Here is a 24,902-nt window from a genome sequence, read left to right as displayed (position 1 = left end):
CATGTACAAGTTCTTCTTCGACCTCGTCTTCAAGCGCATGGACCCCGAGAAGGCCCACTACCTGGCCTTCCGCTGGATCCGACTGGCGGCCCGCGTCCCGGTCCTCCGCACCTTCGTCGCCGCCGTCCTCGCGCCCCGGTACAAGGAGCTGCGCACCGAGGCCCTCGGCCTGCGGATGCACGGCCCGTTCGGTCTCGCCGCCGGCTTCGACAAGAACGCCGTCGCGATCGACGGCATGGCCATGCTCGGCTTCGATCACGTCGAGATCGGCACGGTCACCGGCGAGGCCCAGCCCGGCAACCCCAAGAAGCGACTCTTCCGGCTGGTCCCGGACCGCGCCCTGATCAACCGCATGGGCTTCAACAACGAGGGCTCCGCGGCCGTCGCCGAACGCCTCCACGCGCGCGTACCGGTCTTCCGGACCGTCGTCGGCGTCAACATCGGCAAGACCAAGGTCGTCCCGGAGGCCGAGGCCGCCGCGGACTACGTGAAGTCCACCGAGCGCCTCGCCGCGCACGCCGACTACCTGGTCGTGAACGTCTCCTCGCCGAACACCCCGGGGCTGCGCAACCTCCAGGCCACCGAGTCCCTGCGCCCGCTGCTCACGGCGGTACGGGAAGCGGCCGACCGCGCGGTCACCGACCGCCGGGTCCCCCTCCTCGTCAAGATCGCCCCCGACCTGGCCGACGAGGACGTCGACGCGGTCGCCGACCTCGCCCTGGAGCTCGGCCTCGACGGCATCATCGCCACCAACACCACGATCGCCCGCGAGGGCCTCGGCCTGACCTCGGACCCGGCTCTGGTCAAGGAGACCGGCGGCCTCTCCGGCGCGCCCGTCAAGGAGCGCTCCCTGGCCGTCCTGCGCCGCCTCCACGCGCGCGTGGGGGACCGGCTGGTCCTCGTGGGCGTCGGCGGCATCGAGAACGCCGAGGACGCCTGGCAGCGCATCCTCGCCGGTGCCACCCTGATCCAGGGATACAGCGCCTTCATCTACGAAGGCCCGTTCTACGCCCGCGCGATCCACAAGGGCCTCGCCGCGCGCCTCGCCGCCTCCCCCTACGCCACCCTCGCCGAGGCCGTCGGCGCCGACTCCCGAAAGGCCGCCAAGTGACCCTCTCCTTCGGTACCCGTCTGCGCTCCGCCATGGACGAGCGCGGCCCCCTCTGCGTCGGCATCGACCCGCACGCCGCCCTGCTCGACTCCTGGGGCCTGACGGACGACATCGCCGGCCTGGAGCGCTTCACCTTCACCGTCGTCGAGGCGCTCGCCGACACCGTGGCCGTCTTCAAGCCGCAGTCCGCCTTCTTCGAGCGCTTCGGCTCGCGCGGCATCGCCGTCCTGGAGCGCGCGGTCGCCGATCTGCGCGCGGCGGGCGGCCTGGTCGTCATGGACGCCAAGCGCGGCGACATCGGCTCCACGATGGCCGCCTACGCGGAGACCTTCCTGCGCAAGGACTCCCCGCTCTTCTCGGACGCGCTCACGGTCTCCCCGTACCTCGGCTACGGCTCCCTGAAGCCGGCCGTCGACCTGGCCCGGGAGTCCGGGGCCGGTCTCTTCGTCCTGGCGCTCACCTCGAACCCGGAGGGTGCCGAGGTCCAGCGGGCCGTGCGCGAGGACGGCCGGACCATCGGCGCGACCATGCTGGCCCACCTCGCCGAGGAGAACGCGGGGGAGACCCCCATGGGCTCCTTCGGCGCGGTCGTCGGGGCCACCCTCGGCGATCTCTCCTCCTTCGACCTGGACATCAACGGGCCGCTCCTCGCCCCCGGCATCGGCGCCCAGGGCGCGACGCCGGCCGATCTCCCCGCCGTCTTCGGCGCCGCGGTCCGCAACGTCGTCCCGAACGTCAGCCGAGGTGTTCTCCGTCACGGTCCGGACGCGTCCGCCCTGCGGTCCTCGGCGGACCGGTACGCGGACGAGATCCGCGCGGCCGTCGGCGCGTAATCGGGTCCGCGCGGGGTCCGCGCCGGGCTCGCGGTCAATCCGCAGGTGGGAGCGGATCGGCCCGGTGAGACGACCCGTCTCACCGGGCCGTCTCACCACTTGACGAAATCTTGGCTCAAAACAGGGTCGTTTTGCCGGAAAAGTCCTGGTCGGTCGATGCTGACCAGGACTTTTCCGCTGTTCCCGCTGACTGGAGCGGCCTCGGCCGCTAGTCTCCGGGGCAGAGCAGGCGTTCAACGGCCACTCCGTTGCACGTTGCTCCACTGGTGTGGGGCGCTAGGTTCCTCACCGGTCCGTATCCGACAGATCGACATCCGAGGTGACGTAGGCGTGGCTCTTCCGCCCCTTACCCCTGAACAGCGCGCAGCCGCGCTCGAGAAGGCCGCCGCGGCTCGCCGGGAGCGGGCCGAGGTCAAGAATCGACTCAAGCACTCCGGCGCCTCCCTCCACGAGGTCATCAAGACCGGCCAGGAGAACGACGTCATCGGCAAGATGAAGGTCTCCGCGCTGCTGGAGTCCCTGCCCGGCGTGGGCAAGGTCCGCGCCAAGCAGATCATGGAGCGCCTCGGCATCTCCGAGAGCCGCCGGGTCCGCGGTCTCGGCTCCAACCAGATCGCCTCCCTGGAGCGGGAGTTCGGCAGCACCGGCGCCTGATCCGGGACACGCGTCCCGGGCACACCGGTAAAGCTGGAATAATCGCTGCATGGCAGCAGAGGTACGTCCGCGGCTGACCGTGCTCTCCGGCCCCTCAGGGGTCGGTAAGAGCACGGTCGTCGCTCATATGCGCAAGGTCCACCCCGAGGTCTGGCTCTCGGTGTCGGCCACGACACGGAAGCCCCGCCCCGGCGAGAAGCACGGCGTCCACTATTTCTTCGTCACGGACGACGAGTTCGACAAGCTGATCGCCAACGGTGAACTCCTCGAATGGGCCGAGTTCGCGGGCAACCGCTACGGCACCCCGCGACGTGCGGTCCTCGACCGCCTCGACTCCGGCGAGCCCGTACTCCTGGAGATCGACCTCCAGGGGGCGCGTCAGGTCAAGGACTCGATGTCCGAGTCACAGCTGGTCTTCCTGGCCCCGCCGAGCTGGGACGAGCTGGTCCGCCGGCTCACCGGCCGCGGCACCGAGTCGCCCGAGGTCATCGCGCGCCGGCTGGAGGCCGCGAAGGTCGAGCTGGCCGCCGAAGCGGAGTTTGACACCACGCTCGTCAACACCTCCGTCGAGGACGTCGCGCGTGAGCTGCTAACGTTGATGGTGCTGTCTTCAGGGGACCCGGACATTAGCGGCTGACACCGCGGGCCCCCGACCCCAGCACTTGTCTGACTCTTTTTCTCCATCTTCGGAAGGTAGAGCGTGTCCTCTTCCATGACCGCGCCCGAGGGCATCATCAACCCGCCGATCGACGAGCTGCTCGAGGCAACCGACTCGAAGTACAGCCTCGTGATCTACGCCGCCAAGCGCGCGCGTCAGATCAACGCGTACTACTCCCAGCTCGGCGAGGGCCTGCTGGAGTACGTGGGTCCGCTCGTCGACACCCACGTCCACGAGAAGCCGCTCTCGATCGCCCTGCGGGAGATCAACGCGGGTCTGCTGACGTCGGAGGCCATCGAGGGCCCGGCGCAGTAAGCACGTAACGCTTGTCACCCAAGGCCCGGCGGAACAACCGCCGGGCCTTTGGTGTCTCATGGAGTCGTACGCATCCGAGTGCGGGGAGTGGCAGTGGTGACGAAGCCGAAGGTCGTTCTGGGGGTCAGCGGCGGCATCGCCGCCTACAAGGCGTGCGAGCTGCTGCGCCGGCTCACCGAGTCGGGCCACGACGTCCGCGTCGTGCCCACCGACTCCGCCCTCCACTTCGTCGGCGCGGCGACCTGGTCCGCGCTCTCCGGCCACCCCGTCTCCACCGAGGTGTGGGAGTCCGTCCACGAGGTGCCGCACGTCCGCATCGGCCAGGGCGCCGACCTCGTCGTCGTCGCCCCCGCCACCGCCGACATGCTCGCCAAGGCCGCCCACGGCCTCGCCGACGACCTCCTCACCAACACGCTCCTCACCGCGCGCTGTCCCGTCGTCTTCGCCCCCGCCATGCACACCGAGATGTGGGAGCACCCGGCGACCCAGGAGAACGTGGCCACCCTGCGCCGCCGCGGCGCCGTCGTCATCGAGCCCGCCGTGGGCCGCCTCACCGGCGTCGACACCGGCAAGGGCCGACTGCCCGATCCGGCGGAGATCTTCGAGGTCTGCCGCAGGATCCTGGCGCGCGGCACGGCCGCCCCCGACCTCGCCGGACGCCATGTGGTGGTCAGCGCGGGCGGCACGCGAGAGCCCCTCGACCCCGTCCGCTACCTGGGCAACCGCTCCTCCGGCAAGCAGGGCTACGCCCTCGCCAGGGCCGCCGCCGCCCGGGGCGCCCGGGTCACGCTCGTCGAGGCGAACACCGGCATCCCCGACCCGGCCGGCGTCGACGTGGTCCACGTCGGCACCGCCCTCCAGCTCCGCGAGGCCGTCCTGAAGGCGGTGGCCGACGCCGACGCCGTGGTGATGGCGGCGGCCGTCGCCGACTTCCGCCCGGCCGTCTACGCCACCGGGAAGATCAAGAAGAAGGACGACGGGGGAGCGCCGACGGTCGAACTCGTCCGCAACCCCGACGTCCTCGCCGAGCTCTCCGCCGACCGCGCCCTGCCCGGTCAGGTGGTCGTGGGCTTCGCCGCCGAGACCGACGACGTCCTCGCCAACGGGCGCGAGAAGCTCCGCCGCAAGGGCTGCGACCTGCTCGTCGTCAACGAGGTGGGGGAGCGCAAGACCTTCGGTTCCGAGGAGAACGAGGCCGTGGTGCTTGCGGCCGACGGCGCCGAGACCCCCGTACCGTACGGCCCCAAGGAAGCGCTGGCCGAGACGGTCTGGGACCTGGTCCTGCCGCGCCTGCGCTCTCTGACCTGACGGATCCGGCCCGCCCGGGGTTGGACCGCGTCCTTGGCGCGATTGTCACCCTGAGGTGGCGAGAAACGCCGACCTACGAGTGATTTGCGCCCCACTCGTGGAGACGGCTCTTCCTTGCCTGAGGCCGGTTTCGCCCGTCCACGACCATTCGTCAGGCGAGACACCTGGTCCATTGCCCGACCGTGACCGATAGACTGTTCGTGGAACGTCGCGGGGGGCAGCCCCCTGCCGGTCCGTATCGAGTAGCCAGCAGCCGCTGCAACCCCAGGGAGCGTTGTGTCCCGTCGTCTGTTCACCTCGGAGTCAGTCACCGAGGGTCACCCCGACAAGATCGCTGACCAGATCAGCGACACCATCCTCGACGCGCTGCTGCGCGAGGACCCCACCTCTCGCGTCGCTGTCGAGACGCTGATCACCACCGGCCTCGTGCACGTCGCCGGTGAGGTGACCACCAAGGCGTGGGCGGACATCCCCACCCTCGTCCGGAACAAGATCCTCGAGATCGGCTACGACTCCTCGAAGAAGGGCTTCGACGGCGCCTCCTGCGGCGTCTCGGTGTCCATCGGATCGCAGTCCCCGGACATCGCGCAGGGTGTCGACACCGCGTACGAGAAGCGGGTCGAGGGCGATGAGGACGAGCTGGACAAGCAGGGCGCCGGCGACCAGGGCCTGATGTTCGGCTACGCGTCGGACGAGACCCCCGAGCTGATGCCGCTGCCGATCCACATCGCGCACCGGCTGTCGCGCCGTCTGACCGAGGTCCGCAAGAACGGCACCATCCCGTACCTGCGCCCCGACGGCAAGACCCAGGTCACCATCGAGTACGACGGCGACAAGGCCGTCCGTCTCGACACGGTCGTCGTCTCCTCGCAGCACGCCTCGGACATCGACCTGGAGTCGCTGCTCGCGCCCGACATCCGCGAGTTCGTCGTCGAGCACGTGCTCAAGCAGCTCGTCGACGACGGCATCAAGCTCGACACCGAAGGCTACCGCCTCCTCGTGAACCCGACCGGCCGCTTCGAGATCGGCGGCCCGATGGGCGACGCCGGCCTCACCGGCCGCAAGATCATCATCGACACCTACGGCGGCATGGCCCGCCACGGTGGCGGCGCCTTCTCCGGCAAGGACCCGTCCAAGGTCGACCGCTCGGCCGCCTACGCCATGCGCTGGGTCGCCAAGAACGTCGTCGCCGCGGGCCTCGCCTCGCGCTGCGAGGTCCAGGTCGCCTACGCGATCGGCAAGGCCGAGCCCGTCGGTCTCTTCGTCGAGACCTTCGGCACCAACACCGTCGAGAACGAGAAGATCGAGAACGCCATCGCCGAGGTCTTCGACCTCCGCCCGGCCGCGATCATCCGCGACCTCGACCTGCTCCGCCCGATCTACTCCCAGACCGCCGCCTACGGCCACTTCGGCCGCGAGCTGCCGGACTTCACCTGGGAGCGCACGGACCGCGTGGACGCGCTGAGGATCGCCGCCGGCCTGTAGTTCCCGGAATTCCCGGCCGTACGTGACGGAAGCCCGGTACCCCTCGGGGGTGCCGGGCTTCCGTCTGCCCGGCTGTCGGTGGCGTCTGGTAGGTATGGGGCTGTGAGCAGCGAGAAGGAGCACGACGAGACCGCGGACGGGCCCGAGCAGCTCGCGCTCATCCGGGAGACCGTGCGGAAGGCGAACGTGCCGCGGGCCAAGCCGCGGACCTGGCGGGGGGCCGCGCTGGCCAAGGAGCTGCCCGTCGCCCGGGTCGTCGTGAACAAGGGCTCGCTCCACCTCGACCAGTTCTTCGACTACGCGGTCCCCGAGGAGCTGGACGAGACCGCCCGCCCCGGGGTGCGGGTGCGGGTCCGCTTCGGGGCGGGCGCCCATCAGGTCAGGAACGGGCGCCGCGAGGGCGGGCGGCTGATCGACGGCTTCCTCGTCGAGCGGCGGGCCACCTCCGACTACTCCGGGCCGCTCGCCGCCCTCGCCGACGTCGTCTCGCCCGAGCCGGTGCTCGGCCCCGAGCTGCTCGGCCTCGCCCGCGCCGTCGCCGACCGGTACGCGGGCAGCCTCGCCGACGTGCTCCAGCTCGCCGTGCCGCCGCGCAGCGCCCGCGCCGAGGGCCGGCCCTCGCCGGAGCCGCTGCCGCCGCCGCAGGCACCGGAGCCGGCGAGCTGGACGCGGTACGAGCGGGGGCCGGCCTTCCTGGACTCCCTCGCCCGCGGCGGCGCGCCCCGGGCCGTGTGGAACGCGCTCCCGGGGCCGCACTGGGCCGAGGAGATCGCCCGGGCCGTCGCCGCGACCCTGGCCTCCGGCCGGGGCGCCCTCGTCGTCGTACCGGACGGCCGCGCGGCCGGACGGGTCGACGCGGCGCTGACCGAGGTCCTGGGGCAGGGCCGGCACGCGCTGCTCACCGCGGAGGCGGGCCCCGAGAAGCGGTACGCGCAGTGGCTCGCCGTACGGCGCGGCTCCGTGCGGGCCGTCGTCGGCACCCGGGCCGCGATGTTCGCCCCCGTACGGGACCTCGGGCTCGTCGTCATCTGGGACGACGGCGACGGCAGCCACAGCGAGCCGCACGCCCCGCAGCCCCACGCGCGCGAGGTGCTGCTGCTGCGCGCCGCCCACGACCGGTGCGCCTTCCTCCTCGGCAGCACGAGCTGCACCGTCGAGGCCGCCCAGCTGGTCGAGTCCGGCTGGGCCAAGGCGCTCGGCGCCGGACGCGAGCAGGTCCGCAGGGCCGCCCCCCTGATCCGGACCGTGGGCGACGGCGAGCTGGCCCGCGACGAGGCCGCGCGCGCCGCCCGGCTGCCCTCACTGGCCTGGCAGACCGTACGGGAGGGGCTGAAGACCGGGCCGGTGCTCGTGCAGGTCCCCCGGCGCGGATACGTACCCCGGCTGGCCTGCGAGCGCTGCCGGACGCCCGCCCGCTGCCGGCACTGCGCCGGGCCCCTGGAAGCCCCCGAGCAGCAGGAGCTGCGCTGCGGCTGGTGCGGGCGCGGAGCCCCCGACTGGCACTGCGTGGCCTGCGGCTCGAACCGGCTGCGCGCCCAGGTCGTCGGTGCACGGCGCACGGCGGAGGAGCTCGGCCGGGCGTTCCCCGCGGTGCCGGTGCGGACCTCGGGGCGCGACCACATCCTGGACAGCGTGCCCGGGCGCCCCGCGCTCGTCGTCTCCACCCCGGGCGCCGAACCCGTCGCCGAGGGCGGCTACGCGGCCGCGCTGCTCCTCGACGGCTGGGCCATGCTCGGCCGGCCCGACCTCCGCGCGGGCGAGGAGGCCCTGCGCCGCTGGATCGACGCGGCCTCGCTCGTGCGGGGCCAGCCCGAGGGCGGCACGGTCGTCGTGGTCGCCGAGCCGACACTCCGGCCGGTCCAGGCGCTCGTCCGCTGGGACCCGGTGGGGCATGCCCAGCGGGAGCTGGCCGAGCGGGCCGAGCTGGGCTTCCCGCCGGTCTCCCGGATGGCGGCGGTGTCCGGTCCGACGGAGGCCGTCGAAGGCTTCCTGGCGGCGGCCGGGCTGCCGGGCGACGCCGAGGTCCTCGGCCCGGTGCCGCTGCCGGTGGTCCGTCCCGGCGGTCAGCGCCGGCCCGGTGATCCGCCCCCGGGCGAGCAGTGGGACCGGGCCCTGGTCCGGGTGCCGCCGGGCAGCGGCGCGGCCCTCGCGGCGGCTCTCAAGCAGGCGCGGGCCGCCCGCCTCGCGCGCGGCGGCGTGGACCCGGTGCGGATCCGCGTGGACCCGCCGGACATCGGCTGACGGCCCGTGGCCGGCATGCGCGACGGCTCGGGCCCCGGCATGCGCGACGGCCGCCGGCCCCGGGAGGGGCGGGCGGCCGTCGGGAGGTCGCGGGTCAGCCGTTGCGCGGGCCGTGGAAGGCCGAGGGGCGTGCGTCCTCGCGGAGCGTGGCGCTGCCCGAGGTGGGCTGCGGCGGCATGGAGCGGGCGGCGGGCACCGAGGGGAGCGTGCGGGTCACGCCCGGCTCCGCGGCGTGCTCCTGGTCCACGGCGATGCCCGGCTGGGGCGCGCGGCGGGCACCGTAGCGGCGGTGGACGGCCTGCTTGGTGACACCGAGCGCGGAACCCACCGCGTCCCACGAGAAGCCGAGCGAGCGGTCGAAGTCGACCGCGGCGGTCACCAGGGTCTCGACGCTGTCGCGCAGCTCCTGGGCGAGCCGTACGGTCGGGGCGGGCGCGCGCCCGTAGACGACGAAGCCCGTCGAGGGACCGGAGCGGCGGGGGCGGTAGACATTGCCCAGCTGGGCCGTGAGCGTGCGCAGTGCGTCCACCTGCCGCCGGACCCGCTCGATGTCCCGCACCAACAGATGCAGACTCGCCCGGGCTTGGGCGTCGTGGGTTGCGTGGTCGGCCATGTGAAAGCCTCTCGAACCGGCGTGTAAGGGTGCGGGTCGCAGGGGGAACGGCGACCCGATTCGGTCAATCTCTCTTGACCAACGCGCCACCGGGAGTTGGGTCACGCTGCGGGGGCGTACACGCATATGCGCGGGGCGCTCGTCCTCACGTACGCCCCCTCGCGACCCGGCCCGGGGGAAGTCCCGCCGGTCAGGCAGGGATCGCGGCACCGGACCCCACTCCCCGATCGGGCCCGACCGACGGGACGCCCCTGGGGCGTGTGTCGAAAGTCCCGCCTGCCCTTCGGGCGGACGGCGCTGCTTTCGGCACACGCCCTAGACTGGTGCGTCGCCCGCAACGCCCCCGGACAGACAGGCAACCGCCACCCATGAAGCTCGTCTTCGCAGGCACCCCCGAGGTCGCCGTACCCGCCCTGGACGCCCTGCTCGCCTCCGGCCGGCACGAGGTGGCCGCCGTGGTCACCCGGCCGGACGCCCCGGCGGGGCGCGGCCGGCGGCTCGTCGCCAGCCCGGTGGCCCAGCGGGCCGAGGAGGCCGGGATCGAGGTCCTCAAGCCGGCCAGGCCCCGCGACGAGGACTTCCTCGCCCGGCTGCGGGAGATCGCCCCCGACTGCTGCCCGGTCGTCGCCTACGGCGCGCTGCTCCCCAAGGTCGCCCTCGACATCCCCGCCCGGGGCTGGGTCAACCTGCACTTCTCGCTGCTGCCCGCCTGGCGCGGCGCGGCGCCCGTGCAGCACTCCCTGATGGCGGGCGACCAGGTGACGGGCGCGTCCACCTTCCTGATCGAGGAGGGCCTCGACTCGGGCCCGGTCTACGGCGTCGTCACCGAGGACGTCCGCCCGACCGACACCAGCGGCGACCTGCTGACCCGGCTCGCCTTCGCGGGCGCCGGTCTGCTCGCCGCGACCATGGACGGCATCGAGGACGGCGCCCTGCACGCCGTCCCGCAGCCCGTCGAGGGCATCACCCTCGCCCCGAAGATCCAGGTCGAGGACGCGCACGTCGACTTCGCCGCCCCCGCCCTCCGGGTCGACCGGGTGGTGCGCGGCTGCACGCCGGCCCCCGGTGCCTGGACCGTCTTCCGCGGCGAGCGCCTCAAGCTGATCCAGGTCACCCCCCTCCCGGACCACGCGAACCTGGCCCCCGGCGAGCTGGCGGTGGGCAAGAACAACGTGTACGCGGGCACCGGCTCGTACGCCGTCGAGCTCCTCTGGGTCCAGCCGCAGGGCAAGAAGCCGATGAAGGCCGCCGACTGGGCCCGTGGCGTCCGCATCGCCCCGGGCGAGCGACTGGGAGCCTAGGCCGACCCGGGCGCGGGTGGGAGCGCGGCGGACGTAGTCTTGGAGGGTTCGACCTCTTCATTTCGTCACGCGGAGCACCTTTGAGCGAGCAGGCACGTCGCCGTCCCCACAAGCCCTACCGGAGGCCCCAGAAGGACCCCGTCCGGATGCTCGCCTTCGAGGCGCTGAGGGCGGTGGACGAGCGGGACGCCTACGCGAACCTGGTGCTGCCGCCCCTTCTGAAGAAGGCCCGTGAGGGCGGGAACTTCGACGGGCGGGACGCGGCCCTCGCGACCGAGCTCGTCTACGGGACGCTGCGCCGCCAGGGCACGTACGACGCGATCATCTCCGCCTGCATCGACCGGCCGCTGCGCGAGGTCGACCCGCCCGTCCTCGACGTGCTCGCGCTCGGCGCCCACCAGCTGCTCGGGACCCGGATCCCGACCCACGCCGCCGTCTCCGCCAGCGTCGAGCTCGCCCGGGTGGTGCTCGGCGACGGGCGGGCGAAGTTCGTGAACGCCGTGCTGCGGAAGATCTCGCAGCAGGACCTCGACGCCTGGGTGGCGCAGGTCGCCCCGCCGTACGACCAGGACGCCGAGGACCACCTCGCCGTCGTCCACTCGCACCCCCGCTGGGTCGTCTCGGCGCTCTGGGACGCCCTCGGCGGCGGCCGCGCCGGGATCGAGGACCTCCTGGAGGCCGACAACGAGCGCCCCGAGGTCACCCTCGTCGCCCGCCCCGGCCGCTCCACCACCGAGGAGCTCGCCGCGGCCACCGAGACGCTGCCGGGCCGCTGGTCCCCGTACGCCCTCCGGATGGCCGAGGGCGGCGAGCCCGGCGCCATCGAGGCGGTCAAGGACGGCAGGGCCGGTGTCCAGGACGAGGGCAGCCAGCTCGTCGCCCTCGCCCTCGCCAACGCGCCGCTCGACGGACCCGACGCCCGCTGGCTCGACGGCTGCGCGGGACCCGGCGGCAAGGCCGCCCTCCTCGCCGCCCTGGCCTCCGAGCGGGGTGCCGCCCTGCTCGCCTCCGAGAAGCAGCCCCACCGCGCCCGCCTCGTCGAGCGCGCGCTCGCCGGGAACCCCGGCCCGTACCAGGTCATCGCCGCCGACGGCACCCGCCCGCCGTGGCGCCCCGGCTCCTTCGACCGGGTCCTGATGGACGTGCCCTGCTCGGGTCTCGGCGCCCTGCGCCGCCGCCCGGAGGCCCGCTGGCGCCGCCGCCCCGAGGACCTGGACGGCTTCGCCCCGCTCCAGCGCGGACTGCTCACGGAGGCCCTGCGGGCCGTGCGCGTCGGCGGGATCGTCGGGTACGCGACCTGTTCGCCGCACCTGGCCGAGACGCGCGTGGTCGTCGACGACGTCCTGAAGAAGGTCGGCGGCGCCGAGCTGATCGACGCCCGCCCGCTGCTGCCCGGCGTGCCGGCGCTCGGCGACGGCCCGGACATCCAGCTCTGGCCGCACCTGCACGGTACGGACGCCATGTACCTGGCGCTGCTGCGCCGCACCGTCTGACGGCGCGGGGAGCCGTCCGACCGTCCGCCCCTTCGCTCACCTGACCGCATTCTCCCGGTCCGTCCCGGTCCAGGGCTCGTCGCTTCGTACCGAAACTGGTCTGGACCGGATCCGAAACCGCGCAGCGGCAAAGAAGTACCCAAGAACGTGGGAGGCTTGGCACATGGCGCAGATCAACCCCAGCATCCTGTCCGCGGACTTCGCCCGGCTCGCCGAGGAGGCGAAGGCCGTCGACGGTGCCGACTGGCTGCACGTCGACGTGATGGACAACCACTTCGTGCCCAACCTGACGCTGGGCGTGCCGATCGTCGAGTCGCTCGCGCGGGCGACCTCGACGCCGCTCGACTGCCACCTCATGATCGAGGACCCCGATCGCTGGGCGCCCCAGTACGTCGAGGCGGGCGCCGGGTCGGTGACCTTCCACGTGGAGGCGGCGGCCGCTCCCGTGCGGCTCGCCCGGGAGATCCGGGCCAAGGGCGCGCGCGCCTCGATGGCGCTCAAGCCTGCCACGCCCATCGAGCCCTACGAGGACCTGCTCCCCGAGCTCGACATGCTGCTGATCATGACGGTCGAGCCGGGCTTCGGCGGCCAGGCCTTTCTCGACATCATGCTGCCCAAGATCCGCCGCACCCGCGAGCTGATCTCCAAGCACGGTCTGGAGCTGTGGCTCCAGGTCGACGGCGGGGTCGCGGAGTCCACGATCGAGCGGTGCGCCGAGGCCGGCGCCGACGTCTTCGTCGCGGGCTCGGCGGTCTACGGCGCGGCGGACCCGGCGGCGGCCGTGGCCTCGCTGCGGGCCCGGGCCGAGGCCACGACGGCCTCCGCCGCGTGGGCATGTGGCCACTGAGCCTCCGCCGAATGAACGGGGTCCGTCGGTCCGCCGACAGGACTGATCAAGGCCCGCCGGATCTGACAGGATGAACGGCGAGCCAGAGTGTGAACGACAGCCGTATGCGAACAGCGGTACGTGAACAGCAGTGAGGAGATCGCGGTGGCGGGTATGTCGGCGGGACGGTCAGCCCTGCGGATGGGCCCCGCGGAGCTGGTGCAGGCGGCGGCCATGGCCCGCCGCTTCTACCTCGAGGGCAAGTCCAAGATCCAGATCGCCGAGGAGTTCGGCGTGAGCCGCTTCAAGGTGGCGCGGGTCCTGGAGACCGCCCTGGAGCGCGACCTCGTACGCATCGAGATCCGTGTGCCGGCCGAGCTGGACGCCGAACGCTCCGACGCGCTCCGCGCCCGCTACGGGCTCCGCCACGCCGTCGTCGTCGAGTCCCCGGCGGAGGGCGAGGACGAGTCGCCCGACCCGGAGAACCTCGGCGAGGTCGCGGCCGACCTGCTCGGCGAGCTGGTCACCGAGGGAGACGTCCTGGGCCTCGCCTGGGGCCGCTCCACGATCCACATGGCGGCGGCGCTCGACCGGCTGCCGCCCTGCACGGTCGTCCAGCTGACCGGCGTGTACGACGCCGGGACCGCCGAGCGCGGCTCGGTCGAGGCGGTACGGCGAGCGGCCCAGGTGTCGGGCGGCGAGGCCCACCCGATCTACGCGCCCATGCTGCTGCCGGACCCGGCGACCGCGGCGGCGCTGCGCAGCCAGACCGGCATCGCGCGGGCCTTCGAGTACTTCGACAAGGTGACGGTCGCCTGCGTCTCCATCGGCTCCTGGGAGCCGGGCATCTCGACCGTCCACGACATGCTCTCCGACGCGGAGCGCGCCCACTACGCCTCGCTGGGCGTCGCCGCCGAGATGTCCGCGCACCTCTTCGACGCCGAGGGGCGCCGTGTCGGCCGCGACCTGGGCGAGCGCTGCATCACCGTCGAGGCGGACCGGCTGCGCCGCATCCCCGAGGTCGTGGCGATCGCCGGCGGGCAGCGCAAGGCGGCGGCGATCGGGGCGGTGCTCCGCTCCGGACTCGTCACCAGCCTGGTGACGGACCGCGCCGCCGCGGACTACCTGCTGACCGAGTCCAGCCCGGGCACGCACCCGGCGCTCGACCGGACGGACCCCGACGGGAGCTGACCGACGACGGCCGTACTACGGCAGTTGATCGACGGCGGCCGACCGGCGGCTGACCGGCGGCAGTCGAACGCCGACGGCCGGGCGACGGTTGAACGACGGCCGTACGACGGCTGAACCAGGACACGGTCGGCCGGATCGATCACGGGCCGGAGCCATCCCGTAACGGTATGTTCGGGACATGTCGCTCCGGCCCTTGCGCGTGCTCCTCGCGCTCGTCCTCTGCTTCTTCCTGGCCGGGTGCTCCTCGGCGAGCGGCGGCGCCGGTCCCGCCGCCCCCGCCCGCACCACCGCCACGGCCGAGGCCGCCGCGCCCACCGGCACCTCCGGACTGCCCACCGTACGGGCCGCGGACCTGCCGCCCGAGGCGCGCGCCACGCTCGCCCTCATCGCACGCGGCGGCCCCCACCCGTACGCCAAGGACGGCACCGTCTTCTCGAACTTCGAGCGGGTCCTGCCGCGGAAGGAACGCGGCCACTACCGGGAGTACACCGTGCGGACCCCCGGCGAACGCGACCGCGGGGCGCGCCGGATCGTCACCGGGCGGGACGGCGAGATCTACTGGACCGACGACCACTACGAGACCTTCCGGGAAGTGCTCGAATGAGACTCGACGACGCCGTCGTCCTCGACCTGGCCGGAGTCACGGACAAGGCCGCCCTCATGGACCGGTGCGCCGTCGCCCTCGCGCTGCCCGCGTGGTTCGGCCGGAACTGGGACGCGCTGGCCGACTGCCTCACCGACCTCCCCGAACCGGTCACCCTCGTCGTCACCGGCTGGCAGGCCTACGCAAGGACGCGGCCCCACGAGTGGGCGACCGCCCAGGACGTCTTCGCCACGGCCGTCGACGAGCGCCCCACCCGCCTCTCCGTCCTCCTCTCCCTGGGGGAGGCCTTCGGAGGATCCCACGAACCCCCTGCCGCAAGCCTCGGATGATTCGCCCGGGGCTGGTATTCGTACAGGCGTGGGACAATGAACTACGTGCTTTTTCCCCTGGCTGAAATGCCTAGGGGCCGATCCGAACGACTGGGATGTCAGCACGTGCGTTTCCTCAATGACGTCAAGCCGCCCTACGACCTGACGTACGACGATGTGTTCATGGTGCCGAGCCGCTCGGCCGTCGGTTCCCGCCAGGCGGTGGACCTCTCCTCGCCGGACGGAACCGGGACGACGATCCCGCTGGTCGTCGCCAACATGACCGCCATCGCCGGCCGTCGCATGGCCGAGACCGTCGCCCGCCGCGGCGGCCTGGTCGTCATCCCCCAGGACATCCCGATCGAGGTCGTCACCGACGTCATCTCGTGGGTCAAGAGCCGTCACCACGTGCTCGACACCCCGATCGTCCTGGAGCCCCACCAGACCGTCGCCGACGCTCTCTCCCTGCTGCCGAAGCGGGCCCACGGCGCCGGTGTCGTCGTCGACGAGAACCGCCGCCCGATCGGTGTCGTCACCGACGCCGACCTCTCCGGTGTGGACCGCTTCACCCAGCTGTCCGAGGTCATGTCGAAGGACCTGCTCCTCATCGACGCCGACATCGAGCCGCGCGAGGCGTTCAACACGCTGGACCACGCCAACCGCCGCTACGCCCCGGCCGTCGACAAGGACGGGCGCCTGGTCGGCATCCTGACCCGCAAGGGCGCGCTCCGCGCGACCCTGTACACCCCGGCCACCGACGCCGACGGCAAGCTGTGCATCGCCGCCGCCGTCGGCATCAACGGCGACTTCGTGGGCAAGGCCAAGCAGCTCCTCGACGCGGGCGTGGACACGCTCGTCATCGACACGGCGCACGGCCACCAGGAGTCGATGATCTCCGCGATCAAGGCCGTACGGGCGCTCGACCCGCAGGTCCCGATCGTCGCGGGCAACATCGTCGCCGCCGAGGGCGTCAAGGACCTCATCGACGCCGGTGCGGACATCATCAAGGTCGGTGTCGGTCCCGGTGCCATGTGCACCACCCGCATGATGACCGGTGTCGGCCGCCCGCAGTTCTCGGCCGTCCTGGAGTGCGCCGCCGAGGCGAAGAAGTACGGCAAGCACGTCTGGGCCGACGGTGGCGTCCGGCACCCGCGCGACGTCGCCATGGCGCTCGCCGCCGGCGCGTCGAACGTGATGATCGGCTCCTGGTTCGCCGGGACGTACGAGTCCCCGGGCGACCTCCAGCAGGACGCCAACGGCCGGCTCTACAAGGAGTCCTTCGGCATGGCCTCCGCGCGCGCCGTCAAGAACCGCACGAGCGAGGAGTCCGCCTACGACCGCGCCCGCAAGGCGCTGTTCGAGGAGGGCATCTCCACCTCGCGGATGTTCCTCGACCCGACCCGTCCGGGCGTCGAGGACCTGATCGACTCGATCATCGCGGGCGTCCGCTCCTCCTGCACCTACGCCGGTGCGGGCTCGCTCGCCGAGTTCGAGGAGAAGTCCGTGGTCGGCATCCAGTCCGCCGCGGGTTACGCCGAGGGCAAGCCGCTGCACGCCAGCTGGAGCTAGTAGCTCTCCTTTCGGCGAGCACCTCTCGCTTTCGGCGAGTACCTCTCGTTTCGTCGCGCCGTGGGCCCCCGGGAATTCCTCCCGGGGGCCCACGGCCTTCCCGTACCGTCGCCCGCATGGAGATCAGGCCCTGCCGCGCCGCCGACGTCCCCGTACTCGCCCGCCACATCCCCGCGCCCGGGGCGCCGACCCGTCACGCCGACCGGTACGCGCGCCAGGAGGCCGGGGCCGGGACGTACCTCGTCGCCTGGCGCGACGGCGTGCCGGTCGGCCACGGCCAGGTGCGCTGGGACGGCTGCGCCGCGCCCGAGGTACGGGCCGTGGTGGGGGAGTGCCCCGAGCTCAACGGCCTGGACGTGTGGCCCGAGGGGCTCCGCGGCCGGGGCATCGGGACGGCGCTGATCCACGCGGCCGAGGAGCTGGTGCGGGAGCGCGGCGGGACGGCCCTGGGTCTCGGCGTGGCCGACGACAACCCGCGGGCCGCGGCGCTGTACGCGCGGCTCGGCTACGAACCCGTCGCCCCGTACACCGACCGCTGGGGCTGGACGGACGCGGAGGGGCGCACGCACGCCTGCGCGGACGCGTGCGTCTTCCTGGTCAGGTCCCTGGTGGCGCCGGGCGACTGAGCGGCACGTGGGGCCCCAGGGCCTCCGCGACCGCCTCCGCGATCCGGGCGTGACCCCGGTCGTTCGGGTGGAGTCCGTCCGCCAGGTGCTCCGGGCCGAGCAGGGAGCGCCCCGGGAGGACCAGGAGCCGTCCGTCGCCCTCGGCGGCGAGGTCCCGGCCCGCGCGCTCCATGGCCCCGCGCAGCTCCGTGAGGGTGGCTCCGAGGACGTTGCGGGTGTGCTCGGCATCCGGGCGCAGGACGGGCGAGACGATCAGCAGCGGGGTGGCCGGATGGCCCCGGCGGACCAGGCCGACGAAGGCCCGGACGGTCGCGTACAGCCAGTCGGCCGTCGCGGGCACCCGGGACCAGCAGTTGGTGCCGAAGGCGAGGGTGACCACCTCGCCCTGGAGCCGCGCGAGGTGCTCGGCGAGGGGGAGCTCGCCCCGCGCCCCGCCCGCGTACCCCAGATTGACCGGGTCGAGCCCGAGCAGCCGCCCCGCGGTGGCGGGCCAGGAGTGCGCGGGACGGGTCGCCCACCAGCCCTCGGTGATCGAGTCGCCGTGGACCAGCCAGCGGGGCCGGGCGGGGGCGGGGGAGAGACGGCCGCCGACGGCCCGCAGGGCGAGCGGGACCGGGGACTGGCCCTCCGGGAGGTGGACGGTGAAGACGCCGCCGCACGGGGGCAGCGGGAGGCTGACCGTGCCCTCCCGCGCCGGGACGGCACAGGTCTCGCCGACGAGCCGGCGGCCCTGCCAGAGCGCGAAGCAGTGGCGCAGCGCGGCGAGTGGGTCGTCCGGCTCCGGGACGGCCGCCCGGTAGCGCAGCTCCACCGCCCGCGTCCCGGGCGCGGCCGTGAACTCGATGCGTACGCCGATGGGCAGCGCGGCCCGCTCGGCGATGTCCCACGGCAGCCGCTCCAGGTCGGCCGGGTCGGCCCGTACCGGCCGGTCCCCGTCGAGCCAGGCCGTGCCGCGCAGGAAGGGCGCCGGGGCGAGCCAGCCCACCGAGGCCTCCGATCGTGGGGTTGCCGGGGGCTCGCAGCGTGGGTCATCGCGAACGAGGAGTCAAGGCTCGTGCCCACCCACGTGGGGTCGAGTCGCACCCGCGCGTGGGCACGAGTCGCACGCGCACGCGGGGCCGAGTCGCACCCGCGCGCGAGGCGGGCCGCACCCGCACGTGGGCACGAGCCCCACGCGCGCGTGGGGCGGGCCCTCAGGACCCCAATGTGCCGATTCATGCAGGGGCGCGCAATGTTTCCCCGTCTGCGCCTCAAGCGCGCAATGATCATCCGGCACTGCGCAACAACCCTGCATTACGAGTGCGAACCTCCTCCCCTTAGGCTCGTGCCCCGTACCAGGAGTGGCGGCGACCGCCTGCTCGGCGGTTCCCCTCCCCCGTGGGCATGTTTCGGCATGCCCACGTGCCGCCGTGGTCGTCCCACCGCCTACAGGCAGCGATAAGGAGCCTCCGCAGTGCTGGACCACGGCGCAGCCCCACCGGTCGACGACACGACCACCCCCAAGACCTCCGCCCTTGGCGCACTCACCCGGCGCAAGCCGGTGGAACGCCTGGTCATGGAGGGTGGGCAGGGTGAGGGCGGCAGCCTCCGCCGCTCGCTCTCCATGTGGCAGCTGACCATGATCAGCATCGGCGCCACGCTCGGCACCGGCATCTTCGTCGTCCTCGGCGACGCCGTCCCGCAGGCCGGCCCCGCCGTCACCCTGGCCTTCGTCATAGCCGGCCTCACCGCGCTCTTCTCCGCTCTCTCGTACGCCGAGCTGGCCGGCACGATCCCGGTCGCCGGCTCCTCCTACTCGTACGCGTACGCAACGATGGGCGAACTCGTCGCCTGGGTCTGCGGCTGGTGCCTGGTCCTGGAGTACGGCGTCTCCGTCGCCGCGGTGGCCGTCGGCTGGGGCGAGTACGTCAACGAGCTGCTCGACGGCACCATCGGTGTCACCATCCCCGACGCGCTCTCCTCCGCCCCCGGTGAGGGCGGCATCATCAACCTGCCGGCCCTGATCGTCGTCCTCCTCGCGATGGTCTTCCTGCTCGGCGGCGCCAAGGAGTCGGCCCGGGCCAACACGATCATGGTCGTGGTGAAGATCGCCGCCCTCGTGCTCTTCTGCACGATCGGCTTCATGGGCTTCAAGTCCGGCAACTACTCCGACTTCATGCCGCTCGGCATGGCCGGGGTCAGCGCCGCCGGCGCCAGCCTCTTCTTCTCGTACATCGGCTTCGACGCCGCCTCCACCGCCGGCGAGGAGGCGAAGAACCCGCAGCGCGACCTGCCCCGGGCGATCATGCTCTCGCTGATCATCGTCACCACCCTCTACGTCCTCGTCGCCGCCGTCGCCGTCGGCGCGTGGAACTGGAAGGACTTCGAGGGCTCCGAGGCCTCCCTCGCCGCGATCATGAACGACGTCAGCGGCCAGGCCTTCTGGGGCACGCTGCTCGCCGCCGGCGCCGTCATCTCCATCGCCAGCGTCGTCCTGACCGTCCTCTACGGCCAGACCCGCGTCCTCTTCGCCATGTCCCGCGACGGCCTCGTCCCGAAGGTCTTCGGCAAGGTCAGCCCCAAGACCGGCACCCCGCGGATCAACACCGTGATCGTCTCGCTCTTCTGCGCTGTCCTCGCCGCCGCCATCCCGCTCGGCGAGCTCGTCGACGCCACCAGCATCGGCACCCTCTTCGCCTTCGCCCTGGTCAACATCGCGGTCGTCATCCTGCGCAAGACCCGCCCGGACATGAAGCGCACCTTCCGCGTCCCGCTCGGCTGGCTCTTCCCGGTCCTCGGCTTCGGCTTCTGCGTCTACAACATGTTCAGCCTCGGCGCCTCCACCTGGACGGTCTTCGGTTGCTGGATGGCCGCCGGGCTCGTGTTCTACTTCCTGTACGGCATGCGCCGCTCCCGGCTGGCCACCGAGGCGCCCGCAGAATCAGCGGCATCAACAGAGAAGTGATCCACCCGTAGTGCGACTCAACGACCTCGACGAACGCATCGTCCACGCCCTCGCGGAAGACGCCCGCCGCAGCTACGCCGACATCGGCTCGCTGGTCGGACTCTCCGCGCCCGCCGTGAAACGGCGCGTGGACCGGCTCAGGGCCGAGGGCGCCATCACGGGATTCACCGTACGGGTGGACCCGGCGGCGCTCGGCTGGGAGACCGAGGGCTTCGTCGAGATCTACTGCCGCCACAACACCTCGCCGGACGACATCCGGCGAGGTCTGGAGCGGTACCCCGAGGTGGTGTCCGCGTCGACCGTCACCGGCGACGCGGACGCCGTCGTCCAGGTCTTCGCCTCGGACATGCGCCACTTCGAGCGCGTCCTGGAACGCATCGCGGGCGAGCCCTTCGTGGAGCGCACCAAGTCCGTCCTGGTGCTCTCGCCGCTGCTGCGGCGCTTCTCCTCGGGCTCACCCGCTTAGGGCCTGTCCGGCGGATCATGGCCGGGGCCGCGGCGTATCCGGCCAGGATCCGCCGGACAGGCCCCAGCCCTGCGGGGCACGGGCGGTCGGGGCGGTGCGGGCCGTGGTTCCCGCGCCGCCCCTTCGCCCACCCACCCCCGTGGGGCGGTCTATTCGGTCGGGTAGACGAACTCCCAGGGCGTGACCTCGAAGTCGCCCGTCCCCTCCTTGACCTTCTCGAACGGCGCGCCGCTGATGCACGGCGGCACCTTGTCCTTCTTCGGGTCGGCGGTCATCCAGGTGTAGCCGAGCCGGTCGCCGTCGGCGTCGTCGTGCACCGTGACCCCGACGCGCGCCTTCCGGAACTCCTTCACATCGGTCTCGACGACGACACCGGACACGACGGCCACCTTGCCGCCCGTGGTGAGGCAGTCGACCTTCACCTTCGCGTAGCCGCCCCAGTCGCCCTTGTAGTGGCTGAAGCGGAACGTGCCGGTCGCCTTCATCGGATCCTGCCGGTCCTTCTCCGCCAGATGCGCGTCGAAGGTGAAGGTGATGTCGTCCCCGGCCGGCCGGTACAGCTTGGCCGTGCCGGTCAGGGCGGCGGCCTCCGTCGCGGTGCTCCGGGCCGGAGCGGCCTCGCCTCCGTCGCCCGAGGCGACCGCCGAGCCCGCGGCCCCCGCGGTGATCAGCAGCGCGCCGGCCAGGGCGGCGATCTTCGTACGACGGTTCATGCGGCGGTTCATGGTTTCTCGGTCCTTTCGGCAGGTCAACCGGACGACCACCACTCTTCCGCGACGGCCGCTCCACGGCGTCGCGCCGCAGGACGGTTCCCGTCTCCGCCGCGCGGCGGGGGACTCCTGCGACCTCGGTCGGAGCCCCCACGCAACGAATCGCCGCCGCCCCCTCCGATCGCGCAACGGTTCGACGGTCGGTCCGCAACGCTGCCGCCTTGTCCCGGGCGAGGCCGGAACCGTACCGTTTTTGACGTCTCCCTCCCCCCTTCAGACCACCGAGGACCGCTGATGCCCGCGCTGCGCACCGCCCTGCTCCAGAGTTCCGGACAGCCCGGTGACGTGGCCGCCAATCTCGCCGTCCTCGACGAGGCCGCGGGCCGTGCCGCCGCCACCGGCGCCGGCCTCCTCATCGCCCCGGAGCTCTTCCTCACCGGGTACGCGATCGGCGACGACGTCCCGAAGCTCGCCGAGCCCGCCGACGGCCCCTCCGCGCGCGCGATCGCCGCGATCGCCGTCCGCCACGGCCTCGCGATCGTCTACGGCTACCCGGAGCGGGACACCGAGCGGCACGGCGTGCTGTACAACTCCTCGCAGCTGATCGGCGCCGACGGCACCCTCCTGGCGAACTACCGCAAGACCCACCTCTTCGGCTGCTTCGAGCAGAAGTGGTTCACCCCCGGCGAGCGGACCGTCGTCCAGGCCGAGGTCGACGGCGTCCGCCTCGGCATGCTGATCTGCTACGACGTCGAGTTCCCGGAGAACGTCCGCGCCCACGCGCTCGCCGGCACCGACTTCCTCGTGGTCCCGACCGCGCAGATGCACCCCTTCCAGTTCGTCGCCGAGTCGGTCGTCCCCGTCCGCGCCTTCGAGAGCCAGATGTACGTGGCGTACGTGAACCGGACCGGCCCCGAGGGCGAGTTCGAGTTCGTGGGCCTCTCCACCCTCGCCGGCCCCGACGGCACCGCCCGCGCCCGCGCCGGCCGCGGCGAGGACCTCGTCTTCGGCGAGGTCGACCCCGACTTCCTGGCGGCCTCCCGCGAGAACAACCCGTACCTCGCCGACCGCCGCCCCGGGCTCTACGGCTCCCTCGTCTGAGCAGCCCCCGCCCCCAGACCTGCCTCGTCTTTCTTTTCCGTGCAAGGAGTCCGTACCCCATGACGTCCACGGTGCCCACGACCGCCGTCCCCCACAGCGACGGCCAGCCGCCGATCACCATGTTCGGTCCGGACTTCCCGTACGCCTACGACGACTTCCTGGCCCACCCGGCCGGGCTCGGCCAGATACCGGCCACCGAGCACGGCACCGAGGTCGCCGTGATCGGCGGCGGTCTCTCGGGCATCATCGCCGCGTACGAGCTGATGAAGATGGGCCTCAAGCCCGTCGTCTACGAGGCCGACCAGATCGGCGGCCGGCTCCGCACGGTGGGCTTCGAGGGCACCGCCACCGAGGGTCTGACCGCCGAGATGGGCGCGATGCGCTTCCCGCCCTCCTCCACCGCGCTCCAGCACTACATCGACCTCGTCGGCCTGGAGACCACGCCCTTCCCGAACCCGCTGGCCGAGTCGACCCCCTCGACCGTCGTCGACCTCAAGGGCGAGTCGCACTACGCCACCACCGTCGACGACCTCCCGCAGGTCTACCGCGACGTGATGAACGCGTGGAACGCCTGCCTGGAGGAGGGCGCCGACTTCTCGGACATGAACCAGGCCATGCGCGAGCGCGACGTCCCGCGCATCCGCGAGATCTGGTCGAAGCTCGTCGAGAAGCTCGACAACCAGACCTTCTACGGCTTCCTCTGCGAGTCGGAGTCCTTCAAGTCCTTCCGGCACCGCGAGATCTTCGGCCAGGTCGGCTTCGGCACCGGCGGCTGGGACACCGACTTCCCCAACTCCATCCTGGAGATCCTCCGCGTCGTCTACACCGAGGCGGACGACCACCACCGGGGCATCGTGGGCGGCTCGCAGCAGCTGCCGCTGCGCCTGTGGGAGCGCGAGCCGGAGAAGATCATCCACTGGGCGCAGGGCACCTCGCTCAGCTCCCTGCACGAGGGCGCCCCGAAGCCGGCCGTGACCCGGCTGAACCGGACCGCCGGCAACCGGATCACGGTCACCGACGCCTCCGGCGACATCCGCACGTACCAGGCGGCGATCTTCACCGCCCAGTCCTGGATGCTGCTGTCCAAGATCGCCTGCGACGACTCGCTCTTCCCGATCGACCACTGGACGGCGATCGAGCGCACCCACTACATGGAGTCCTCGAAGCTGTTCGTGCCTGTGGACCGGCCGTTCTGGCTGGACAAGGCCGTCGACGACAGGGGAAATCCGACGGGCCGTGACGTCATGTCGATGACGCTCACCGACCGGATGACCCGCGGTACGTACCTCCTGGACGACGGCCCGGACAAGCCGGCCACGATCTGCCTCTCGTACACCTGGTGCGACGACAGCCTGAAGTGGCTGCCGCTCTCCGCCAACGAGCGGATGGAGGTCATGCTGAAGTCGCTCGGCGAGATCTACCCGAAGGTCGACATCCGGAAGCACATCATCGGCAACCCGGTGACGGTCTCCTGGGAGAACGAGCCCTATTTCATGGGCGCCTTCAAGGCGAACCTGCCCGGCCACTACCGCTACCAGCGCCGCCTGTTCACGCACTTCATGCAGGACCGCCTGCCCGAGGACAAGCGGGGCATCTTCCTCGCGGGCGACGACATCTCCTGGACGGCCGGCTGGGCCGAGGGCGCGGTGCAGACGGCGCTCAACGCGGTCTGGGGCGTGATGCACCACTTCGGCGGCGGCACCGACGCCACCAACCCGGGTCCGGGCGACGTCTACGACGAGATCGCCCCGGTCGAGCTGCCGGAGGACTGAGTCTCCGTACGGGTCACGGTCTGGTGAGCGGCGTGAGCAGCATCCGCCCCACCAGGCCCACCGAGCGGTCGAGGCGCTCCGTGAACTCCCCGGCCAGTTCGGGAAGGCCGCGCAGCTGCCAGAGCGAGCGCGCGGCCAGCCAGGCCCCGTCGCGGGCCCGGTCCAGGCTCCAGCAGCCGAGCAGATGCGTGAGCGGGTCCGCGATCTCCAGGAGGTCCGGGCCCGGCATCAGTTCCTCCCGGATCCGCTCCTCCAGGAGGACGAGGATGTCCCCGACCCGGTCGAACTCGTCCTCCAGGTCGGTGGGCGCGCACTCCAGGATCCGGCAGGTGTCGACCACCGCGAGCGCCAGGTCGTGGCCGATGTGGGCGTTGATCCCGGCGAGCGCGAACTGCAGCGGTCGTACGCCGGGATGGCGTCGGTAGTGGAAGAGGGGCCGCCAGCAGGCGGGCGCCGGGCCGCCGGTGGCGACGGTGTCGACCGCCGCGAGGTAGCGCTCGGCGAAGCGGACGTCGAGGGTCGAGGCGGTCGTGCGGTCGGCGAAGGTACCCGCGTCGATGGCGTGGCGGATCTCCTCGGTGACCGTCAGATAGACCCGGTTGAAGACGGCGACCCCGTCGGCCGGATGCCAGGCGGACCGGAGTGCCCGCATCCGGTCCACCACGGGGTCGACCGCCAAGAACTGCCCGATGTCCTGCCCGATCTGCTGGGTCTGAGCCATGGGGGCAGGCTCCCAGCCGCCGGGCCCGGAGGGAACTCCCAGGGGCCCGGCT

Annotated in this window: 24 protein-coding genes; 20 read left to right on the top strand and 4 right to left on the bottom strand. The window is 72.5% G+C overall.

Translation table 11 applies throughout. The features are described from left to right. Position 1: 1 nt before the first annotated feature. The 8 genes from OG361_RS07460 (at position 2) to OG361_RS07425 (ending at position 8,605) form a co-directional block, all read left to right on the top strand. Positions 2–1,111: a quinone-dependent dihydroorotate dehydrogenase gene (locus OG361_RS07460; RefSeq protein WP_405852554.1), complete on the top strand. Its 1,110-nt coding sequence runs from the start codon at positions 2–4 to the stop codon at positions 1,109–1,111. Further along, a complete protein-coding gene (gene pyrF / locus OG361_RS07455) occupies positions 1,108–1,944 on the top strand; it encodes an orotidine-5'-phosphate decarboxylase (RefSeq protein WP_405852553.1) in 837 nt (278 codons plus the stop codon). Before OG361_RS07460 ends, pyrF begins: the two co-directional genes overlap by 4 nt. 330 nt (positions 1,945–2,274) lie before the next feature. Further along, a complete protein-coding gene (locus tag OG361_RS07450) occupies positions 2,275–2,598 on the top strand; it encodes an integration host factor (protein ID WP_030204477.1) in 324 nt (107 codons plus the stop codon). Positions 2,599–2,647: 49 nt separating this feature from the next. Continuing rightward, positions 2,648–3,235 carry a guanylate kinase gene (gmk, locus tag OG361_RS07445; protein WP_384566268.1) on the top strand — a complete coding sequence of 196 codons (588 nt, stop codon included), beginning with the start codon at positions 2,648–2,650 and terminating at the stop codon, positions 3,233–3,235. A 63-nt stretch (positions 3,236–3,298) separates the two neighbouring features. Then, a complete protein-coding gene (gene rpoZ / locus OG361_RS07440; RefSeq protein ID WP_017242218.1) occupies positions 3,299–3,571 on the top strand; it encodes a DNA-directed RNA polymerase subunit omega in 273 nt (90 codons plus the stop codon). A gap of 96 nt (positions 3,572–3,667) precedes the next feature. Next, positions 3,668–4,879 carry a bifunctional phosphopantothenoylcysteine decarboxylase/phosphopantothenate--cysteine ligase CoaBC gene (gene coaBC / locus OG361_RS07435; RefSeq protein WP_405852552.1) on the top strand — a complete coding sequence of 404 codons (1,212 nt, stop codon included), beginning with the start codon at positions 3,668–3,670 and terminating at the stop codon, positions 4,877–4,879. A gap of 276 nt (positions 4,880–5,155) precedes the next feature. After that, on the top strand, positions 5,156–6,364 hold the full coding sequence (gene metK / locus OG361_RS07430) for a methionine adenosyltransferase (protein WP_405852550.1): 1,209 nt from the start codon (positions 5,156–5,158) through the stop codon (positions 6,362–6,364). Between the two features lie 102 nt (positions 6,365–6,466). Beyond that, positions 6,467–8,605 (top strand): primosomal protein N', encoded by a 2,139-nt coding sequence (locus tag OG361_RS07425; protein WP_405852549.1) that lies wholly within the window; start codon positions 6,467–6,469, stop codon positions 8,603–8,605. Positions 8,606–8,699: 94 nt separating this feature from the next. Here the strand turns inward: OG361_RS07425 and OG361_RS07420 are convergent, their stop codons facing one another. Then, positions 8,700–9,218: a hypothetical protein gene (locus OG361_RS07420; RefSeq protein ID WP_405852548.1), complete on the bottom strand. Its 519-nt coding sequence runs from the start codon at positions 9,216–9,218 to the stop codon at positions 8,700–8,702. 368 nt (positions 9,219–9,586) lie between these two features. Here OG361_RS07420 and fmt point away from each other — a divergent pair, with 368 nt between their 5' ends. The 8 genes from fmt to OG361_RS07380 all read left to right on the top strand — a co-directional run bounded on the left by fmt (position 9,587) and on the right by OG361_RS07380 (position 17,136). Beyond that, positions 9,587–10,519, top strand: a complete 933-nt coding sequence (gene fmt / locus OG361_RS07415) for a methionyl-tRNA formyltransferase (RefSeq protein WP_405852546.1) — start codon at positions 9,587–9,589, stop codon at positions 10,517–10,519. An 80-nt stretch (positions 10,520–10,599) separates the two neighbouring features. After that, a complete protein-coding gene (locus OG361_RS07410; RefSeq protein ID WP_405852545.1) occupies positions 10,600–12,012 on the top strand; it encodes an RsmB/NOP family class I SAM-dependent RNA methyltransferase in 1,413 nt (470 codons plus the stop codon). A gap of 163 nt (positions 12,013–12,175) precedes the next feature. After that, complete coding sequence (gene rpe, locus OG361_RS07405; protein ID WP_384566252.1) at positions 12,176–12,859, top strand: ribulose-phosphate 3-epimerase; 684 nt, start codon at positions 12,176–12,178, stop codon at positions 12,857–12,859. Between the two features lie 120 nt (positions 12,860–12,979). Further along, the gene (locus OG361_RS07400) at positions 12,980–14,029 is read left to right on the top strand and encodes a sugar-binding transcriptional regulator (protein WP_185909493.1); all 1,050 of its coding nucleotides are present in this window, start codon (positions 12,980–12,982) and stop codon (positions 14,027–14,029) included. A gap of 178 nt (positions 14,030–14,207) precedes the next feature. Next, positions 14,208–14,633, top strand: a complete 426-nt coding sequence (locus tag OG361_RS07395) for a ribonuclease domain-containing protein (protein WP_405852543.1) — start codon at positions 14,208–14,210, stop codon at positions 14,631–14,633. Beyond that, a complete protein-coding gene (locus OG361_RS07390; protein WP_405852542.1) occupies positions 14,630–14,962 on the top strand; it encodes a barstar family protein in 333 nt (110 codons plus the stop codon). The genes OG361_RS07395 and OG361_RS07390 overlap by 4 nt, the downstream gene beginning before the upstream one ends. Positions 14,963–15,067: 105 nt before the next feature. Then, on the top strand, positions 15,068–16,510 hold the full coding sequence (locus tag OG361_RS07385) for a GuaB1 family IMP dehydrogenase-related protein (RefSeq protein WP_405852541.1): 1,443 nt from the start codon (positions 15,068–15,070) through the stop codon (positions 16,508–16,510). A 116-nt stretch (positions 16,511–16,626) separates the two neighbouring features. Then, on the top strand, positions 16,627–17,136 hold the full coding sequence (locus OG361_RS07380) for a GNAT family N-acetyltransferase (RefSeq protein ID WP_405852539.1): 510 nt from the start codon (positions 16,627–16,629) through the stop codon (positions 17,134–17,136). Here OG361_RS07380 and OG361_RS07375 read toward each other — a convergent pair. Continuing rightward, the gene (locus tag OG361_RS07375) at positions 17,108–18,121 is read right to left on the bottom strand and encodes a GDSL-type esterase/lipase family protein (RefSeq protein WP_405852538.1); all 1,014 of its coding nucleotides are present in this window, start codon (positions 18,119–18,121) and stop codon (positions 17,108–17,110) included. The genes OG361_RS07380 and OG361_RS07375 overlap by 29 nt on opposite strands. A 468-nt stretch (positions 18,122–18,589) precedes the next feature. Between OG361_RS07375 and OG361_RS07370 the strand changes: the two genes are divergently transcribed. Then, positions 18,590–20,080: an amino acid permease gene (locus tag OG361_RS07370; protein WP_405852537.1), complete on the top strand. Its 1,491-nt coding sequence runs from the start codon at positions 18,590–18,592 to the stop codon at positions 20,078–20,080. Positions 20,081–20,090: 10 nt separating this feature from the next. Further along, entirely contained in the window at positions 20,091–20,546 is a 456-nt protein-coding gene (locus OG361_RS07365; RefSeq protein WP_015032260.1) for an Lrp/AsnC family transcriptional regulator, read from the top strand. Positions 20,547–20,695: 149 nt separating this feature from the next. Here the strand turns inward: OG361_RS07365 and OG361_RS07360 are convergent, their stop codons facing one another. Beyond that, positions 20,696–21,271, bottom strand: coding sequence for a Repetin (locus tag OG361_RS07360; RefSeq protein ID WP_405852536.1), 576 nt, complete (start codon positions 21,269–21,271; stop codon positions 20,696–20,698). A gap of 279 nt (positions 21,272–21,550) precedes the next feature. Between OG361_RS07360 and OG361_RS07355 the strand changes: the two genes are divergently transcribed. Together OG361_RS07355 and OG361_RS07350 are read left to right on the top strand one after the other, a co-directional pair. Continuing rightward, positions 21,551–22,357, top strand: a complete 807-nt coding sequence (locus tag OG361_RS07355; RefSeq protein WP_405852535.1) for a carbon-nitrogen hydrolase family protein — start codon at positions 21,551–21,553, stop codon at positions 22,355–22,357. 59 nt (positions 22,358–22,416) lie between these two features. Further along, a complete protein-coding gene (locus tag OG361_RS07350) occupies positions 22,417–24,129 on the top strand; it encodes a flavin monoamine oxidase family protein (protein WP_405852534.1) in 1,713 nt (570 codons plus the stop codon). Between the two features lie 13 nt (positions 24,130–24,142). On the opposite strand, the gene OG361_RS07345 is transcribed toward OG361_RS07350, so the two are convergent. Beyond that, positions 24,143–24,850, bottom strand: a complete 708-nt coding sequence (locus OG361_RS07345) for a DUF5995 family protein (RefSeq protein ID WP_384570612.1) — start codon at positions 24,848–24,850, stop codon at positions 24,143–24,145. Positions 24,851–24,902 lie beyond the last annotated feature (52 nt).

It is taken from the genome of Streptomyces sp. NBC_00090, assembly GCF_045160815.1.
GTDB lineage: Bacteria > Actinomycetota > Actinomycetes > Streptomycetales > Streptomycetaceae > Streptomyces.
This window is presented reverse-complemented; position numbering and strand designations above follow the sequence as displayed.

Coding starts and splice junctions, on each gene's coding strand:
- OG361_RS07390 (WP_405852542.1), top strand. CDS start 14,630: ATGAGACTCGACGACGCCGTCGTCCTCGACCTGGCCGGAGTCACGGAC.
- OG361_RS07395 (WP_405852543.1), top strand. CDS start 14,208: ATGTCGCTCCGGCCCTTGCGCGTGCTCCTCGCGCTCGTCCTCTGCTTC.
- OG361_RS07355 (WP_405852535.1), top strand. CDS start 21,551: ATGCCCGCGCTGCGCACCGCCCTGCTCCAGAGTTCCGGACAGCCCGGT.
- fmt (WP_405852546.1), top strand. CDS start 9,587: ATGAAGCTCGTCTTCGCAGGCACCCCCGAGGTCGCCGTACCCGCCCTG.
- gmk (WP_384566268.1), top strand. CDS start 2,648: ATGGCAGCAGAGGTACGTCCGCGGCTGACCGTGCTCTCCGGCCCCTCA.
- OG361_RS07380 (WP_405852539.1), top strand. CDS start 16,627: ATGGAGATCAGGCCCTGCCGCGCCGCCGACGTCCCCGTACTCGCCCGC.
- OG361_RS07460 (WP_405852554.1), top strand. CDS start 2: ATGTACAAGTTCTTCTTCGACCTCGTCTTCAAGCGCATGGACCCCGAG.
- OG361_RS07360 (WP_405852536.1), bottom strand. CDS start 21,271: ATGAACCGCCGCATGAACCGTCGTACGAAGATCGCCGCCCTGGCCGGC.
- OG361_RS07345 (WP_384570612.1), bottom strand. CDS start 24,850: ATGGCTCAGACCCAGCAGATCGGGCAGGACATCGGGCAGTTCTTGGCG.
- OG361_RS07350 (WP_405852534.1), top strand. CDS start 22,417: ATGACGTCCACGGTGCCCACGACCGCCGTCCCCCACAGCGACGGCCAG.
- rpe (WP_384566252.1), top strand. CDS start 12,176: ATGGCGCAGATCAACCCCAGCATCCTGTCCGCGGACTTCGCCCGGCTC.
- OG361_RS07420 (WP_405852548.1), bottom strand. CDS start 9,218: ATGGCCGACCACGCAACCCACGACGCCCAAGCCCGGGCGAGTCTGCAT.